Source organism: Streptomyces sp. NPDC059002 (assembly GCF_042740435.1).
Classification (GTDB): Bacteria; Actinomycetota; Actinomycetes; order Streptomycetales; family Streptomycetaceae; genus Streptomyces.
Map to the genome: position 1 here is coordinate 1 of NZ_JBHYJI010000106.1, position 12,898 is coordinate 12,898.

Consider the following 12,898-nt stretch of genomic DNA (forward strand, 5'->3'; position numbering starts at 1 on the left):
ATAGCGAGTACGCACATACCCCCGCGGCCCCGCCCCACAGACAAAGCGAAGGCGAAGAACCCCAGCCACAAGACAGCACACCCGAGAGAGAGGACCTCATGCCCAGCGTCCCCCTGCTGCTCGCCCGCGCCGCCCTGACCTCCCCCTTCAAGCGCCCCCGCCCAAACCCCCACCCACCCCGCCAACACCTCACCGCCCTCGTCCACATCCGCCCCACCCACCTCACGGCCTACGAACGACTCTGCGGATTCCCCACCGACGCCCTACCCCCCACCTACCCCCACGTCCTCGCCTTCCCCCTGTCCCTGCGCCTGATGACCGCCCGCACCTTCCCCCTCCCGCTCCTCGGCCTCGTCCACACCTCCATAGAGATCACCCAGCACCACCCCCTCCACCCCACGGAGCCCCTCCAACTCGACGTACACGTAACGGAGTTGACCCCACACCGCCGAGGCACCCAGGCCACCCTCGCCACCGAGGCCCGCACCACGGACGGCACCCTCACCTGGGAGTCACGCAGCACGTTCCTGTCCCGCCACAAGACACGAACCACCCCGGAGCGGACGGAACCAGAGGACGGAAAAGAACCGACGCCACCCCCCACCGGAGCCGGAGCCGGAGCCGGAGCCGGAACCCGAACCGAGTGGCACCTCCCCGCAGACCTGGGCCGCCGCTACGCCTCCGTCAGCGGCGACCGCAACCCCATCCACCTGCACCCCATGACCGCCCGCCCCTTCGGCTTCCCCCACCCCATAGCCCACGGCATGTGGACCGCGGCCCGCTGCCTGGCGGAGCACGCGAAAGAAGACGCCCCCCGAACCCCCCACCACACCCGCATCGACTTCAAGGCCCCCGTCCCCCTCCCCTCCACCGTGACCTACACCTCCACGGGCCCGGCCTTCGCCCTGCACTCCCCCACGGGCAAACCCCACCTCACGGGCACCATCGCCGCCCTTCCATAAGGGACCCGAGCCCGGCCCAGGCGAAGTTCATGAGGGTCGCCGCGGCCTCCTTCGCGGAGACGGACGGATCCGTATTGGCCCACCCCGCAAGGGCCTCCGCCGCACCGACCAGCGCCTGGGCGAGCCCGGCGACCTCGCGGTCGGGCAGCTCCGGATTCCGATGCGCCTCGCGCGCCGCCTCCGCGATCAGCAGCGTCACAAAGGCGAGGATCTCCTCCCGCATCCCGGCGACCTCCGCGGCGAACGGCTCCCCATGGGTCCGCGCCTGGGCATGCAGGACGGCCCACCCGTCGGGCCGCTCCGCGGTGTGCGTGAAGAACGCCGTGAGCCCGGACCAGAGTTGCCGGTCGGCGGGCTCCCCGGCCCGCACCCCGTCCCGCACCGCGGCGACGAGCGCGGCGGCCTCCCGCCGGATGCAGGCGGTGAAGAGCTCTTCCTTGGAGTTGAGGTACAGATAGACCAACGGCTTGGAAACCCCGGCCAGTTCGGCTATCTCGTCCATGGACGCGGCCTGATACCCACGCTGCCCGAAGATCCGCACCGCCGCGTCCAGCATCTGCTGCTCGCGCACGGCCCGCGGCATCCTCTTCTGCCGCTGCTTCTCGCCCACCCCGGCCCCCGTCTCGCCCGCGTCCCGTTCACAGGTCAGCGTACGGTCAACGGAGGCCGCTCCACGATTACCGGAGGCGACGCCCCCCCCAAGGCCGTGCACAGAAACGGCGGAGCCCCGCTCCGGATGGTGCGGGAGCGGGGCTCGACGGGCCGAAAGGCGACCCGGGGGGTCAGGCGGCGGCAGGCACCGCGCGCGACGAAGGCGACTCGTCGAAGTCGTCGAGCGGGGACGCCGACGCGCTCTCGTACGCCTCGCGGTCGAGGATCTTCTCGCGGGCCGCGACGACCACCGGGACCAGCGCCTGTCCCGCCACGTTCGTGGCGGTGCGCATCATGTCGAGGACCGGGTCGATGGCGAGCAGCAGGCCCACGCCCTCCATCGGCAGGCCGAGCGTCGACAGGGTCAGCGTCAGCATGACGGTGGCACCGGTGAGTCCGGCGGTGGCGGCCGAGCCGACGACCGAGACGAACGCGATGAGCAGGTACTCCTTGATGCCCAGGTTCACGTCGAAGATCTGCGCGACGAAGATCGCGGCGATCGACGGGTAGATCGCGGCGCAGCCGTCCATCTTGGTGGTGGCGCCGAAGGGCACGGCGAAGGAGGTGTACTCCTTCGGAACGCCGAGCCGCTCGGTGACCTTCTGGGTGATCGGCATGGTGCCGACCGAGGAGCGGGAGACGAAGGCCAGCTGGATCGCGGGCCAGGCGCCCTTGAAGAACTGGAGCGGGTTGACCTTGGCGACGAACGCGAGCAGCAGCGGGTAGACGCCGAACATCACCAGGGCGCAGCCGATGTAGATGTCGGCGGTGAACGTCGCGTACTTGCTGATGAGGTTCCAGCCGTAGTCCGCGATGGCGAAGCCGATGAGGCCGACGGTGCCGATCGGGGAGAGCTTGATGACCCACCACAGGGCCTTCTGGAGCAGCGCGAGAACCGACTCGCTCAGCTCCAGGATCGGCTGCGCCTTGTCACCGATCTTCAGTACGGCGATGCCCGCGACGGCGGCCATGAACACGATCTGCAGGACGTTGAGCTCGGTGAACGGCGTGATGACGTCCGTCGGGATGATCCCGGTCAGGAAGTCGATCCAGGAGCCCGCGTGGTCGGGGGCCTTGCCGTCCTTCGGGGTCAGGCCGGTGCCGGAGCCGGGGTTGGTGATCAGGCCGATGGCGAGGCCGATGGCCACCGCGATCAGCGACGTGATCATGAACCACAGCAGGGTGCGGGTGGCCAGGCGCGCGGCGTTGTTGACCTTCCGCAGATTGGTGATCGACACCAGGATCGCGAAGAAGACGAGCGGGGCGACCGCCAGCTTCAGGAGCCCGATGAAGGTGTCACCGACCTTGGAGAGGGTGGTGACGAGCCAGTCGACGTCCTGGTTGCGGGCGATCCAGCCGAGCAGGACACCGAGGACGAGACCACCGAGGATCTGCGCCCAGAAGGGGATCTTGAGGAACTTGGGTATCCGGAAGCCGGACTCGGGCTTCTCGGGCTGGCCGGCCTTGTCGGCGGGCGTCGCGGAATTCGCGGACACGGACACACTCCGGTGAGGACAGAAAGGGAGACGGGGACGTACGGGAGCGGCGACGACCGCGAAGGGTCAGCGACACCGCTGCATCGGGGGTCACGTTCAGATGTGACAGGCCGCGGACATGCAGCGGCAGAGGTCGACATGCAGGCGCGCCACGAGCGGGACGCTCATGGCGTGGCGGTGCGCTGCTGCTGTCTTCATGTCCAACACGTTAACACTCGTACTTTGAGAACATCAAAGGTCTTGTTTGAGGTAAGCGGAGGGCGCTCCCCCGCTTGATCGGCGCCCCGCGCGCCCCAACTGCCCCTCGACGCACGGAACCCCGGCCCCGGAGCGAGGTGCTCCAGGACCGGGGTCCCGAGAAGTGTGTGACGAAGCTTACGAGCCCTGGGCCTGCGCCGACGAGCCCTGCTTCGGCGTCGACGAGCCCTTCGGCTGCGTGCGGGCCACGTCGTCCGCCGCGTCCTCCTGGGTGCGGTTCGCCTCCAGGTTGGCCTTGGTGCGGTCGACCCGCGCGACGACGCTGGCCGAGGCGCGGTCCCGCTCCTTGCGCAGGGCCACGAAGCTGATGGGCGCGGAGATGACCAGCGAGAGCAGGAGCACCCACAGCATGTTCGAGTCGCCGAGCCCGCGCGGCAGGATCTCGGAGTAGACGAGGCCCCAGACGACCAAGAAGCAACCCACGAAGATACCGAGGCGCATCAGCGTGTAGCGGAGCATGTCAATCCACTCTTCCGTTCCGAAATGGGCCCGAGCTGGACGAGCATCTCCCAGTGAAGCATGGGAGGGCCCGCGCCCGGCAAGGGGGTCCCCGCGCCTACGGCAGCGGAAGCAGCATCGTGATGTCGTCGCGGTCGTCGCCGGGCCCGACCCTGATCGCGCCGGGCACCCGCCCGACCTCCTTGTATCCGCACCCGGCGTAGAAGCGGTCGACGCCGGTGCCGCCGCGGCAGGTGAGCCGGATCGCCTCGATGCCCGGCAGGCCGCGGGCGGCGTCCGCGGCGGCGGCCATCAGGTCGCGCCCGTACCCCTTGCCCTGGTGGCGCGGGTGCACCATCACGACGTACAGCCAGATCCAGTGCGTCATCAGGCGGTGCTGGTTGTACGCGAGGAAGGCGGTCGCGGCGACGGTGCCCTCCTCGTCGTACCCGACGAGCAGCCGGGTGCGCCCCTCGCTCAGCTCGGCCAGGCGCTTGAGCCACTCGGGACGTATCTCGTCGGCGGTCACGGGCGGGACGAAGCCGACGGCCCCGCCGGCGTTCGACACGTCGGCCCAGAGTGCGAGCACCCCGTCGCGCAGGGCCGGGTCGATCTCCGGGTCCAGCCGGAATGTAAGTGTCATAGATCGAGACTAACCATTACCCCGATGGCGCCTCAACCGCATCCCGCATCCCGGACAACACCCCTGGACCACACGCCCCGGACAACGCGACGAGCCCCGGCCGCAGAGGGCCGGGGCTCGCACGGTGCGGGACGGAGCGGGGCGTCAGACGCGCATCGCCTGCGGCGTCTCGCGCAGCAGCCGGTCGGGCCCCTCGTACTCCCGGATCGCCTCGTAGCGCGTGTTCCGCTCGACCGGGCGGAAGCCCGCCTCGCGGATCAGGTCGAGGAGGTCCTCGCGGGTCAGCTTGTTCGGCGTGCCGAAGTTGTCCGCGTCGTGCGTGATCTTGTACTCGACGACCGAGCCGTCCATGTCGTCGGCGCCGTGCTGGAGCGCGAGCTGCGTGGTGTGCAGACCGTGCATGACCCAGAAGACCTTGACGTGCGGGACGTTGTCGAAGAGGAGCCGGGACACGGCGAAGGTCTTCAGTGCCTCCGCGCCGGACGCCATGGTCGTCCGCGCCTGGAGGCGGTTCCTGACCTTGCCGTCCTTCATGTCCACGAAGTCGTGCTGGTAGCGCAGCGGGATGAAGACCTGGAAGCCGTTCGTCTCGTCCTGCAGCTCACGCAGCCGCAGGACGTGGTCGACGCGGTGCCGGGGCTCCTCGATGTGGCCGTACAGCATCGTGCACGGGGTCTTCAGACCCTTCTCGTGCGCGAGCCGGTGGATGCGCGACCAGTCCTCCCAGTGGGTGCGGTGGTCGACGATGTGCTGCCGGACCTCCCAGTCGAAGATCTCCGCGCCGCCGCCGGTGAGCGACTCGAGGCCCGCCTCGATCAGCTCGTCCAGGATGTCGGAGGCGGACATGCCGGAGATCGTCTCGAAGTGGTGGATCTCGGTGGCCGTGAAGGCCTTCAGGGAGACGTTCGGCAGCGCCTTCTTCAGCTCGCTGAGCGACCGCGGGTAGTAGCGCCACGGCAGGTTCGGGTGCAGGCCGTTGACGATGTGCAGCTCGGTGAGGTTCTCGTTCTCCATCGCCTTGGCGAGGCGGACGGCCTCCTCGATGCGCATCGTGTACGCGTCCTTCTCGCCCGGCTTGCGCTGGAACGAGCAGTACGCGCAGGACGCGGTGCACACGTTCGTCATGTTGAGGTGGCGGTTGACGTTGAAGTGCACGACGTCGCCGTTCTTGCGCGTGCGCACCTCGTGGGCGAGGCCACCGAGCCAGGCCAGGTCGTCCGACGCGTAGAGCGCGATGCCGTCCTCACGGGACAGCCGCTCACCGGCCCGGACCTTCTCCTCAAGTTCGCGCTTGAGTCCTGCGTCCATGCCCTCGCCCTTACCTCTCCCTACGACAAACTCCGCCAACCGTACTCCCCCGCCCGCCGGGCGGGAGGCGCCCCCTACACCTCTTCGGGCAGCTCCCCGACCCGGTTCTCCCACTTGGTGGAGAGCACGATCGTCGTCCGCGTGCGGGAGACCCCGCGCGTTCCGCTGAGTCTGCGGATCGTCTTCTCCAGGCCGTCCACGTCACTGGCCCTGACCTTGAGCATGTACGAGTCGTCGCCCGCGATGAACCAGCAGTCCTCGATCTCGTGCAGGTCCTTCAGGCGCCGCGCCACATCCTCGTGGTCGGCGGCGTCGGAGAGCGAGATGCCGATGAGGGCGATGACGCCGAGACCGAGCGAGGCGGAGTCGACGGTGGCGCGGTAGCCCGTGATGACACCGGCCGCTTCGAGGCGGTTGATCCGGTCCGTGACGCTGGGGCCGGAGAGGCCCACGAGCCGCCCGAGTTCGGCGTACGAGGCCCGGCCGTTCTCCCGCAGGGCCTGGATGAGCTGCCTGTCCACGGCGTCCATAGGTGCGATGCCTTTCATTATTCAGCGATACCGCGAGTCTATGTGTAGAATCTAAGGCGTAACAGGGTTCACGCCCTGTGAATCTTTCTCAATCTCAGCCGATCAACGACGATCCTTCAGGAGTGAGTCACCGTGTACTCGATCGAGATGGCCTACGCCCGCATGCGCGAGCTTCAGGACATGGCCAACCGCTCGCGTGCCCACAAGCCCACCGCGCAGAAGGCCGGCGTCCTCAAGAAGCGCGCCGCCAAGAAGCGCTAACTCCCCAGGGAGCCGAAGCCACCTCCGGATCCGGAGCCGAGCTCACCCTCCCATCGGCGGTACAGGCCGTGCGGCACCCCTGCCGCGTCGAGCACCCGCCCCGCGACGAAGTCCACCAGATCCTGGATGTGCGTCGCCCCCGCGTAGAACGCCGGAGAGGCGGGCAGCACGATCGCGCCCGCCTCGTCCAGGCTCACCAAGTGCTTCAGCGTCTGCCCGTTCAGCGGCGTCTCGCGTACGCAGACCACGAGCCGTCGGCCTTCCTTCAGCGTCACGCTCGCCGACCGCTGCAGCAGATCCTTCGAGAGACCGAGCGCCACCCCCGCCACGCACGCCGTGGACGCGGGCACGATCAGCATCCCCTTCGTCGTGTACGACCCCGACGAAGGGCCCGCCGCCAGATCACCGGCGGCCCAGTAACGCACGTCCGCGAGCGCGTCCGGAGCCGGGGCGAACGTCCCCGGCTTCCCGTCCGCGCCGCGCGACAGCCAGGCGGACAGGTCGTCGCGCCAGTGCGCGTCCCGGAAGGAGATGCCGGTCTCGTCGAGCAGCGTGAGCCGTGAGGCGCGCGAGACGACGAGGTCGACACTCTCCCCCGCCGCGAGCAGCGCACGCAGCACGGCGGCGGCGTACGGGGTCCCCGAGGCCCCCGACACCCCCACGATCCAAGGCTTACGCTGCGTATCTCCTGGGTTCACGCTGTGAGCCTATCCCCGGGCCGTTCAGACGGTGAGTCCGCGTACGAGCAGATCGAGCAGCGCGCACACGAACAGGGCGATCCCGATGAAACTGTTCACCTGGAAGAAGGCACGGTTCAGCCGGGACAGGTCGTGCGGCTTCACGATCGAGTGCTCGTAGACGAAGGCACCGGCGACGATCGCGAGCCCGAGCCAGAAGAACCCGCCCGCGTCGGTGGCCGCCGCGTACCAGACGAACAGCGCCATGGTCACCAGGTGACAGCCGCGCGCGCCCCGGATCGCGGCCGGGATGCCGAACCGCGCGGGCACCGACATCACGCCGACCTCGCGGTCCGTCTCCACGTCCTGACAGGCGTAGATCAGGTCGAAGCCACCGATCCAGACGCCGACCGCGAGTCCGAGGATGACCGCCGTCCCCGACCACTCGCCGGTGATCGCGATCCACGCGCCGACCGGGCCCATCGCCTGGGCGATGCCGAGGATCGCCTGCGGGAAGTTCGTGAACCGCTTGCCGTACGGATAGACCACCATCGGGATCACCGCGATGGGCGCGAGCGCCAGGCAGAGCGGGTTGAGCAGGGCGGCCGCGCCGAGGAAGACGGCGAGCGCGATCAGCGCGCCGGTCCAGGCGGACTTCACCGAGACCGCGCCCGTGACGAGTTCGCGGTGCGCGGTCCTCGGGTTGCGGGCGTCGATCTCGCGGTCGATGATCCGGTTCGCGGCCATCGCGAACGTCCGCAGGCCCACCATGCAGATGGTGACCAGGAGCAGCCGTCCCCAGTGGATGTTCTTGTCCCACTGGAACATGGCGGTGAGCGCGGCGATGTACGCGAAGGGCAGCGCGAAGACCGAGTGCTCGATCATGACGAGCCGCAGGAAGGCCTTGGTGCGCCCCGGCTGCGGGATCGCGGCGGAGGCAGAGCTCACAGTCCGTATTCCTTCCAGCGGCGGTCGACCATCGCCGCCGTCTCCGGGTCGGACTCGACCATGTTCGGCCAGCCCCCGTCCCGCGTGTATCCCTCTTCGGGAAGCTTCTTGGTGGCGTCGATGCCCGCCTTGCCGCCCCAGAACTGCTGGTACGAGGCGTGGTCGAGATGGTCGACCGGGCCTTCGACGACGGTGAGGTCGCGGGCGTAGTCGGTGTTGCCGAGCGCGCGCCAGGACACCTCGTGCAGATCGTGCACGTCGCAGTCCTTGTCCACGACGACGATCAGCTTCGTCAGCGACATCATGTGCGCGCCCCAGATGGCGTGCATGACCTTCTGCGCGTGCTTCGGGTACTTCTTGTCGATCGAGACGATCGCGCAGTTGTGGAAGCCGCCCGACTCGGGCAGGTGGTAGTCCACGATGTCCGGGACGATCACCTTGAGGAGCGGCAGGAAGAAACGCTCCGTCGCCCGGCCCAGCGGGCCGTCCTCCGTCGGCGGGCGGCCGACCACGATCGACTGGAGCAGCGGACGCCGCCGCATCGTCACGCAGTCGATCTTCAGCGCGGGGAACGGTTCCTGCGGCGTGTAGAACCCGGTGTGGTCGCCGAAGGGCCCCTCCGGGAGCATCTCGCCGGGCTCCAGCCAGCCCTCGATGACGACCTCGGCGTGCGCGGGGACCTGGAGCGGGACCGTCTTGCAGTCGACCATCTCGACGCGCTTGCCCTGGATGAACCCGGCCAGCATGTACTCGTCCATGTCGCCGGGCAGCGGCGCGGTCGAGGCGTACGTCACGGCGGGCGGGCAGCCGAAGGCGATCGCGACGGGCAGCTTCTCGCCCCTGCGGGCGGCGACCTGGTAGTGGTTGCGGCTGTCCTTGTGGATCTGCCAGTGCATGCCGATGGTGCGCTTGTCGTGGCGCTGCAGGCGGTAGAGCCCGAGGTTGCGCACCCCGGTGTCCGGGTCCTTGGTGTGGGTCAGGCCCAGGTTGAAGAAGGAGCCGCCGTCCTCGGGCCAGGTGAAGAGTGCGGGCAGCTGCTCCAGGTCGACGTCGTCGCCGGTGAGGACGACCTCCTGCACGGGCGCGCTGTCGGACTTCACCTTCTTCGGCGGTACGTGCGTCATCGCGCCGAGCTTCCCGAACGCCTCGCGCACCCCGACGAAGCCGTGCGGCAGCTCCGGCTTGAGCAGGCCGCCGATCTTCTCGCTGATCTCCCCGTACGACTTCAGGCCGAGCGCCTTGAGCAGGCGGCGGTCCGTCCCGTACACGTTCATCGCCAGGGGCATCGCGGAGCCCTTGACGTTCTCGAAGAGGAGCGCGGGACCGCCGGCCTTCTGGACGCGGTCGACGATCTCGCCGACCTCCAGGTACGGGTCGACCTCGGCCTTGATGCGCTTGAGATCGCCCTCGCGGTCCAGTGCCCGGAGCAGGGAGCGAAGATCGTCATAAGCCATGCGTTCCAGTATCCGGCACCGGCTACCCTGGCCCCGTCACCGGGGGCGCGCACGCCTCCCGCCGCCACCGCTTGGGGGATCGCACCACCATGCTCAGGTATCTGCCGTTCCTGCTGGTCCTGGCAGTGTGGATCTATGCCTTCATCGATGTCCTGAACACCCCCGAGAAGGAAGTCAGGCACTTCCCCAAGGTGGTGTGGGTCATCCTCGTGCTGCTCTTCGGAGAGGTGCTCCTCGGCCCGATCGCCTGGTTCGTCACGGGCAAGGTGCGGCACGCGCCCGGCGCGGGCGGCGGCCGGGGCCGGGCCCAGTGGGTGGCGCCCGACGACAACCCCGAGTTCCTGAAGTCCCTCAAGGACGAGAAGCCCGACGACGGCGAGAAGAAGCGCGACCGGGGCAGCGACAGCTGATGGAGCTGCGGCTGCTCGTGACCTTCGAGAAGGTCGCCACCGTCCTCAGCTTCACCCGCGCCGCCACCGAGCTGAAGTACGCGCAGTCCAGCGTCACCAGCCAGATCCGCGCCCTGGAGACCTCCCTCGGCACCGAGCTCTTCGACCGGCTCGGCAGCCGCATCCGGCTGACCGAGGCCGGTGAGCGGCTGCTGCCCTATGCCCGGCAGATCATCGAACTCGCCGACGAGGCACGGGCCGCGGTCGTCGACGCCGAGGAGCCGTCCGGCGCCATCGCGGTCGGCACGATGGAGTCCCTGACCTCCTACCGCCTTCCGCCGCTGCTCGAACTCTTCCACCACCGCTATCCGAAGGTGCGGCTCGCCCTGCGCCCCACGCTCGGCGACGAGACCCGGCAGGCGCTGCGGCAGGGGACGTACGACGTGGGTTTCCTGATGGAGCCGGAGACCGAGCACCAGGGCCTGGAGACCGAGGTCCTCGCCGAGGAGCCGCTGGTCCTGGTCTGCGCGCCCGGCCATCCGCTGGCCGCGCGCGGGGCGGGCCCGCTGGCCACCGGCGACCTGTCGGCGGTGCAGCTCGTCGGCACCGAACCCGGCTGCCCCTACCGGGACCTCTTCGAGGAGGAGCTGCGGACGCGGACCGGGGAGCCGCCGCCGTTCATGGAGTTCGGCACGATCGAGGCGACCAAGCAGGGTGTGGCGGGCGGCCTCGGGGTGGCGCTGCTGCCCGCCGTCGCGGTGGCCAGGGAGCTGGCGGACGGCACGCTGGTGCGGCTGCCGTGGGAGCCGCCGTTCACCTTGTGGACGCAGGTCGCGTGGCGGTCGGGGAAGCGTCTTCCGTCGCATGTGCGGCTGTTCGTGGAGCAGGCCGTGCGGCTCGTGCGGGAGCAAGCGTCACCCTGAGGCTCGCGAGCACGATCAGCGGGACGCCGAGCGCCTGGACGAGTCCGATGTGGTGGCCGTAGACCGCCCAGTCGGCGATCATCGCGACCGCCGGGTAGGTGAAGGCGAGCACGGCGATCTTGGCGGTGGGCAGCTTCGCGTACGCGGCGTACATCAGGACGTACATCAGACCGGTGTGGATCACGCCGAGCCCGGCGAGCCAGGCCCATCCGGTGCCGGTGCCGCGCATCGCGCCGAAGTCGGTGAAGGGCAGCAACAGCGGGATGCCGACGAGGACTTGGACCAGGGCGATCAGATGCGGGCGGACGCCGGTGACGCGCTTGGTGACGAGGGTGGACAGGGCGTAGAGGACGGCCGCGAGGAGCGCGAGCCCGATGCCCGCGAGGGAGCCCGCATCACCCGGGCGCACCCCGGAGACCAGCAGGAGTCCCGCGAACGCGACGGCCAGCCAGCCGAGTTGGAAGCGGGTCAGGCGCTCGCGCAGCACGAGGGCGCTCAGCAGCACGAGGAAGAACGGCTGCGTGTGGTAGACGACGGTGGCCAGGGAGATCGAGGTGGCCTCGTACGCCTTGAAGAGGAACACCCAGTTGAAGACGATGAACACCCCGCCGAGCGCGGCGAGTCCGAACTTCCTGGGGGTGAGTCCGTGATCGCGGAAGTAGCCGCGCGCCGCGGCGTACGCGCCGAGGGCGAGGGCGCCGAACAGGACGCGGAAGAAGACGACGTTGAAGGCGGACGCGCCGGATTCGACGACGAAGATCCCGAGGGTGCCGGAGAGCACCATGGCGGCGGTGAGCTGGGCGGTGCCCCGGTTCTCCAGGGCGTTCTTGGTGGTCATGCCAGGAACGTACGAGCGGGCGTATGCGCTGGTCCACGCGCCAGTGGGGCGTCCTTCCGATGGGCCGATCGGCGCTGTCGATGAGGCCTGACGGGGGGCTCGTGCGGGCACGATGGGAGGCATGAGCAGCGCATCCCGCATCCCCACGGTCGACCTCGGGCCGTGGCTGTCCGGCGATCCCGAGGCCCGCGCCCGGACGGCCCGCACCGTCGACGAGGCCCTGCGCACCGCGGGGTTCCTCCTGGTGACCGGGCACGGCGTCGATCCCGCCCTGCGCTCGGCGATCAGGGAGTCGGCCCGCGGCTTCTTCCGTCTGCCCGACGCGGCGAAGCGGCCGTACGCGGTGCGGGTCGGCGCGCGCGGCTGGCTCGGTCCCGGCGCGGAGGCCAACAGCTATGCGGAGGGCACGGCCGCTCCCCCGGACCTGAAGGAGTCCCTGTCCTTCGCGGCGGACGAGCCGACCGGGGATCCGGCCGTGGACGCCGAGTGGTTCCTGCCGAACACCTGGCCCGCCGAGACCCCGGAGCTGCGGGACCTCGTGGAGACGTATCTGGGGCAGATGCGCGCGCTCTCCGACCGCCTCCTCGAACTGCTCGGCGTCGCGCTCGGCGAGGGCGCGGACTTCTTCACCCGGCATACGGGGCACCCCACTTGGGGCTTCAACATCAACTGGTATCCGGGCACCGAGGTCGTCGGAACGCCCGAGCCCGGCCAGTTCCGCATCGGCCCGCACACCGACTTCGGCACGGTCACGGTCCTCGACCGGCAGGCGGGCCGGGGCGGGCTCCAGGTCTTCACGGACGAGGACGGCTGGCAGGACGCGCCGTTCGACGCGGAGGCGCTCACCGTCAACATCGGGGATCTGATGGCCCGTTGGACCGGCGGCCGCTGGCAGTCGGGCCGCCACCGCGTCCTGCCGCCGCCCGCCGAACTGCCCGCGGAGGAGCTGATGTCGCTCGTGTACTTCTACGAGTGCGACCCGGGCACGGACGTCAGGGGTATCGACTCGCACGTGTATCTGCGGGGGCAGCTGGACGCGATCTCGGTGCCGGAGCCCGAGCACGGGGCCTAGGGGGTGTCTTTCCGATCATCGGATCGTTGGGTTCGGTGTGAGGGATGCAG

15 protein-coding genes are annotated in these 12,898 nt (G+C 69.5%); 5 read left to right on the top strand and 10 right to left on the bottom strand.

Going from position 1 to position 12,898, the window contains the following annotated elements:
- Window positions 1-98 precede the first annotated feature (98 nt).
- Complete coding sequence (locus ACFWZ2_RS42345; protein ID WP_384555141.1) at window positions 99-962, top strand: MaoC/PaaZ C-terminal domain-containing protein; 864 nt, start codon at window positions 99-101, stop codon at window positions 960-962.
- On the opposite strand, the gene ACFWZ2_RS42350 is transcribed toward ACFWZ2_RS42345, so the two are convergent.
- The 6 genes from ACFWZ2_RS42350 to ACFWZ2_RS42375 all read right to left on the bottom strand — a co-directional run bounded on the left by ACFWZ2_RS42350 (window position 934) and on the right by ACFWZ2_RS42375 (window position 6,286).
- Window positions 934-1,545 (bottom strand): TetR/AcrR family transcriptional regulator, encoded by a 612-nt coding sequence (locus ACFWZ2_RS42350; protein ID WP_384555153.1) that lies wholly within the window; start codon window positions 1,543-1,545, stop codon window positions 934-936. The genes ACFWZ2_RS42345 and ACFWZ2_RS42350 overlap by 29 nt on opposite strands.
- Window positions 1,546-1,744: 199 nt before the next feature.
- Entirely contained in the window at window positions 1,745-3,109 is a 1,365-nt protein-coding gene (locus ACFWZ2_RS42355; RefSeq protein WP_384555142.1) for a dicarboxylate/amino acid:cation symporter, read from the bottom strand.
- A 375-nt stretch (window positions 3,110-3,484) separates the two neighbouring features.
- The gene (locus tag ACFWZ2_RS42360) at window positions 3,485-3,826 is read right to left on the bottom strand and encodes a DUF4229 domain-containing protein (protein WP_384555143.1); all 342 of its coding nucleotides are present in this window, start codon (window positions 3,824-3,826) and stop codon (window positions 3,485-3,487) included.
- Window positions 3,827-3,923: 97 nt separating this feature from the next.
- Window positions 3,924-4,448 carry a GNAT family N-acetyltransferase gene (locus ACFWZ2_RS42365; protein ID WP_384555144.1) on the bottom strand — a complete coding sequence of 175 codons (525 nt, stop codon included), beginning with the start codon at window positions 4,446-4,448 and terminating at the stop codon, window positions 3,924-3,926.
- Between the two features lie 144 nt (window positions 4,449-4,592).
- Window positions 4,593-5,756 carry an aminofutalosine synthase MqnE gene (gene mqnE / locus ACFWZ2_RS42370; protein WP_384555145.1) on the bottom strand — a complete coding sequence of 388 codons (1,164 nt, stop codon included), beginning with the start codon at window positions 5,754-5,756 and terminating at the stop codon, window positions 4,593-4,595.
- 74 nt (window positions 5,757-5,830) lie between these two features.
- Complete coding sequence (locus ACFWZ2_RS42375; protein ID WP_055549590.1) at window positions 5,831-6,286, bottom strand: Lrp/AsnC family transcriptional regulator; 456 nt, start codon at window positions 6,284-6,286, stop codon at window positions 5,831-5,833.
- 132 nt (window positions 6,287-6,418) lie between these two features.
- Here ACFWZ2_RS42375 and ACFWZ2_RS42380 point away from each other — a divergent pair, with 132 nt between their 5' ends.
- Complete coding sequence (locus ACFWZ2_RS42380) at window positions 6,419-6,547, top strand: hypothetical protein (RefSeq protein ID WP_384555154.1); 129 nt, start codon at window positions 6,419-6,421, stop codon at window positions 6,545-6,547.
- On the opposite strand, the gene ACFWZ2_RS42385 is transcribed toward ACFWZ2_RS42380, so the two are convergent.
- Genes ACFWZ2_RS42385 through ACFWZ2_RS42395 form a run of 3 tightly spaced genes read right to left on the bottom strand, consistent with a single transcriptional unit; the run spans window position 6,544 to window position 9,626 of the window.
- On the bottom strand, window positions 6,544-7,245 hold the full coding sequence (locus tag ACFWZ2_RS42385; RefSeq protein ID WP_384555146.1) for a UbiX family flavin prenyltransferase: 702 nt from the start codon (window positions 7,243-7,245) through the stop codon (window positions 6,544-6,546). The two genes, ACFWZ2_RS42380 and ACFWZ2_RS42385, sit on opposite strands and share 4 nt — an antisense overlap.
- 24 nt (window positions 7,246-7,269) lie before the next feature.
- The gene (gene mqnP, locus ACFWZ2_RS42390) at window positions 7,270-8,172 is read right to left on the bottom strand and encodes a menaquinone biosynthesis prenyltransferase MqnP (RefSeq protein ID WP_384555147.1); all 903 of its coding nucleotides are present in this window, start codon (window positions 8,170-8,172) and stop codon (window positions 7,270-7,272) included.
- Window positions 8,169-9,626, bottom strand: a complete 1,458-nt coding sequence (locus ACFWZ2_RS42395; RefSeq protein ID WP_384555148.1) for a menaquinone biosynthesis decarboxylase — start codon at window positions 9,624-9,626, stop codon at window positions 8,169-8,171. The genes mqnP and ACFWZ2_RS42395 overlap by 4 nt, the downstream gene beginning before the upstream one ends.
- Before the next feature lie 89 nt (window positions 9,627-9,715).
- Between ACFWZ2_RS42395 and ACFWZ2_RS42400 the strand changes: the two genes are divergently transcribed.
- Window positions 9,716-10,036, top strand: a complete 321-nt coding sequence (locus ACFWZ2_RS42400) for a PLDc N-terminal domain-containing protein (protein ID WP_384555149.1) — start codon at window positions 9,716-9,718, stop codon at window positions 10,034-10,036.
- Window positions 10,036-10,938 carry a LysR family transcriptional regulator gene (locus ACFWZ2_RS42405; protein ID WP_384555150.1) on the top strand — a complete coding sequence of 301 codons (903 nt, stop codon included), beginning with the start codon at window positions 10,036-10,038 and terminating at the stop codon, window positions 10,936-10,938. The genes ACFWZ2_RS42400 and ACFWZ2_RS42405 overlap by 1 nt, the downstream gene beginning before the upstream one ends.
- Here ACFWZ2_RS42405 and ACFWZ2_RS42410 read toward each other — a convergent pair.
- The gene (locus ACFWZ2_RS42410; protein WP_384555151.1) at window positions 10,829-11,776 is read right to left on the bottom strand and encodes a DMT family transporter; all 948 of its coding nucleotides are present in this window, start codon (window positions 11,774-11,776) and stop codon (window positions 10,829-10,831) included. The two genes, ACFWZ2_RS42405 and ACFWZ2_RS42410, sit on opposite strands and share 110 nt — an antisense overlap.
- Before the next feature lie 121 nt (window positions 11,777-11,897).
- Here ACFWZ2_RS42410 and ACFWZ2_RS42415 point away from each other — a divergent pair, with 121 nt between their 5' ends.
- A complete protein-coding gene (locus ACFWZ2_RS42415; RefSeq protein ID WP_384555152.1) occupies window positions 11,898-12,848 on the top strand; it encodes an isopenicillin N synthase family dioxygenase in 951 nt (316 codons plus the stop codon).
- Window positions 12,849-12,898 lie beyond the last annotated feature (50 nt).

What these genes read in the sequence shown, in the direction of transcription:
- ACFWZ2_RS42395 (WP_384555148.1), bottom strand. Translation starts at nt 9,626, where the DNA reads ATGGCTTATGACGATCTTCGCTCCCTGCTCCGGGCACTGGACCGCGAG.
- ACFWZ2_RS42400 (WP_384555149.1), top strand. Translation starts at nt 9,716, where the DNA reads ATGCTCAGGTATCTGCCGTTCCTGCTGGTCCTGGCAGTGTGGATCTAT.
- ACFWZ2_RS42345 (WP_384555141.1), top strand. Translation starts at nt 99, where the DNA reads ATGCCCAGCGTCCCCCTGCTGCTCGCCCGCGCCGCCCTGACCTCCCCC.
- ACFWZ2_RS42360 (WP_384555143.1), bottom strand. Translation starts at nt 3,826, where the DNA reads ATGCTCCGCTACACGCTGATGCGCCTCGGTATCTTCGTGGGTTGCTTC.
- ACFWZ2_RS42410 (WP_384555151.1), bottom strand. Translation starts at nt 11,776, where the DNA reads ATGACCACCAAGAACGCCCTGGAGAACCGGGGCACCGCCCAGCTCACC.
- ACFWZ2_RS42365 (WP_384555144.1), bottom strand. Translation starts at nt 4,448, where the DNA reads ATGACACTTACATTCCGGCTGGACCCGGAGATCGACCCGGCCCTGCGC.
- ACFWZ2_RS42350 (WP_384555153.1), bottom strand. Translation starts at nt 1,545, where the DNA reads ATGCCGCGGGCCGTGCGCGAGCAGCAGATGCTGGACGCGGCGGTGCGG.
- ACFWZ2_RS42415 (WP_384555152.1), top strand. Translation starts at nt 11,898, where the DNA reads ATGAGCAGCGCATCCCGCATCCCCACGGTCGACCTCGGGCCGTGGCTG.
- mqnE (WP_384555145.1), bottom strand. Translation starts at nt 5,756, where the DNA reads ATGGACGCAGGACTCAAGCGCGAACTTGAGGAGAAGGTCCGGGCCGGT.
- ACFWZ2_RS42405 (WP_384555150.1), top strand. Translation starts at nt 10,036, where the DNA reads ATGGAGCTGCGGCTGCTCGTGACCTTCGAGAAGGTCGCCACCGTCCTC.
- ACFWZ2_RS42375 (WP_055549590.1), bottom strand. Translation starts at nt 6,286, where the DNA reads ATGGACGCCGTGGACAGGCAGCTCATCCAGGCCCTGCGGGAGAACGGC.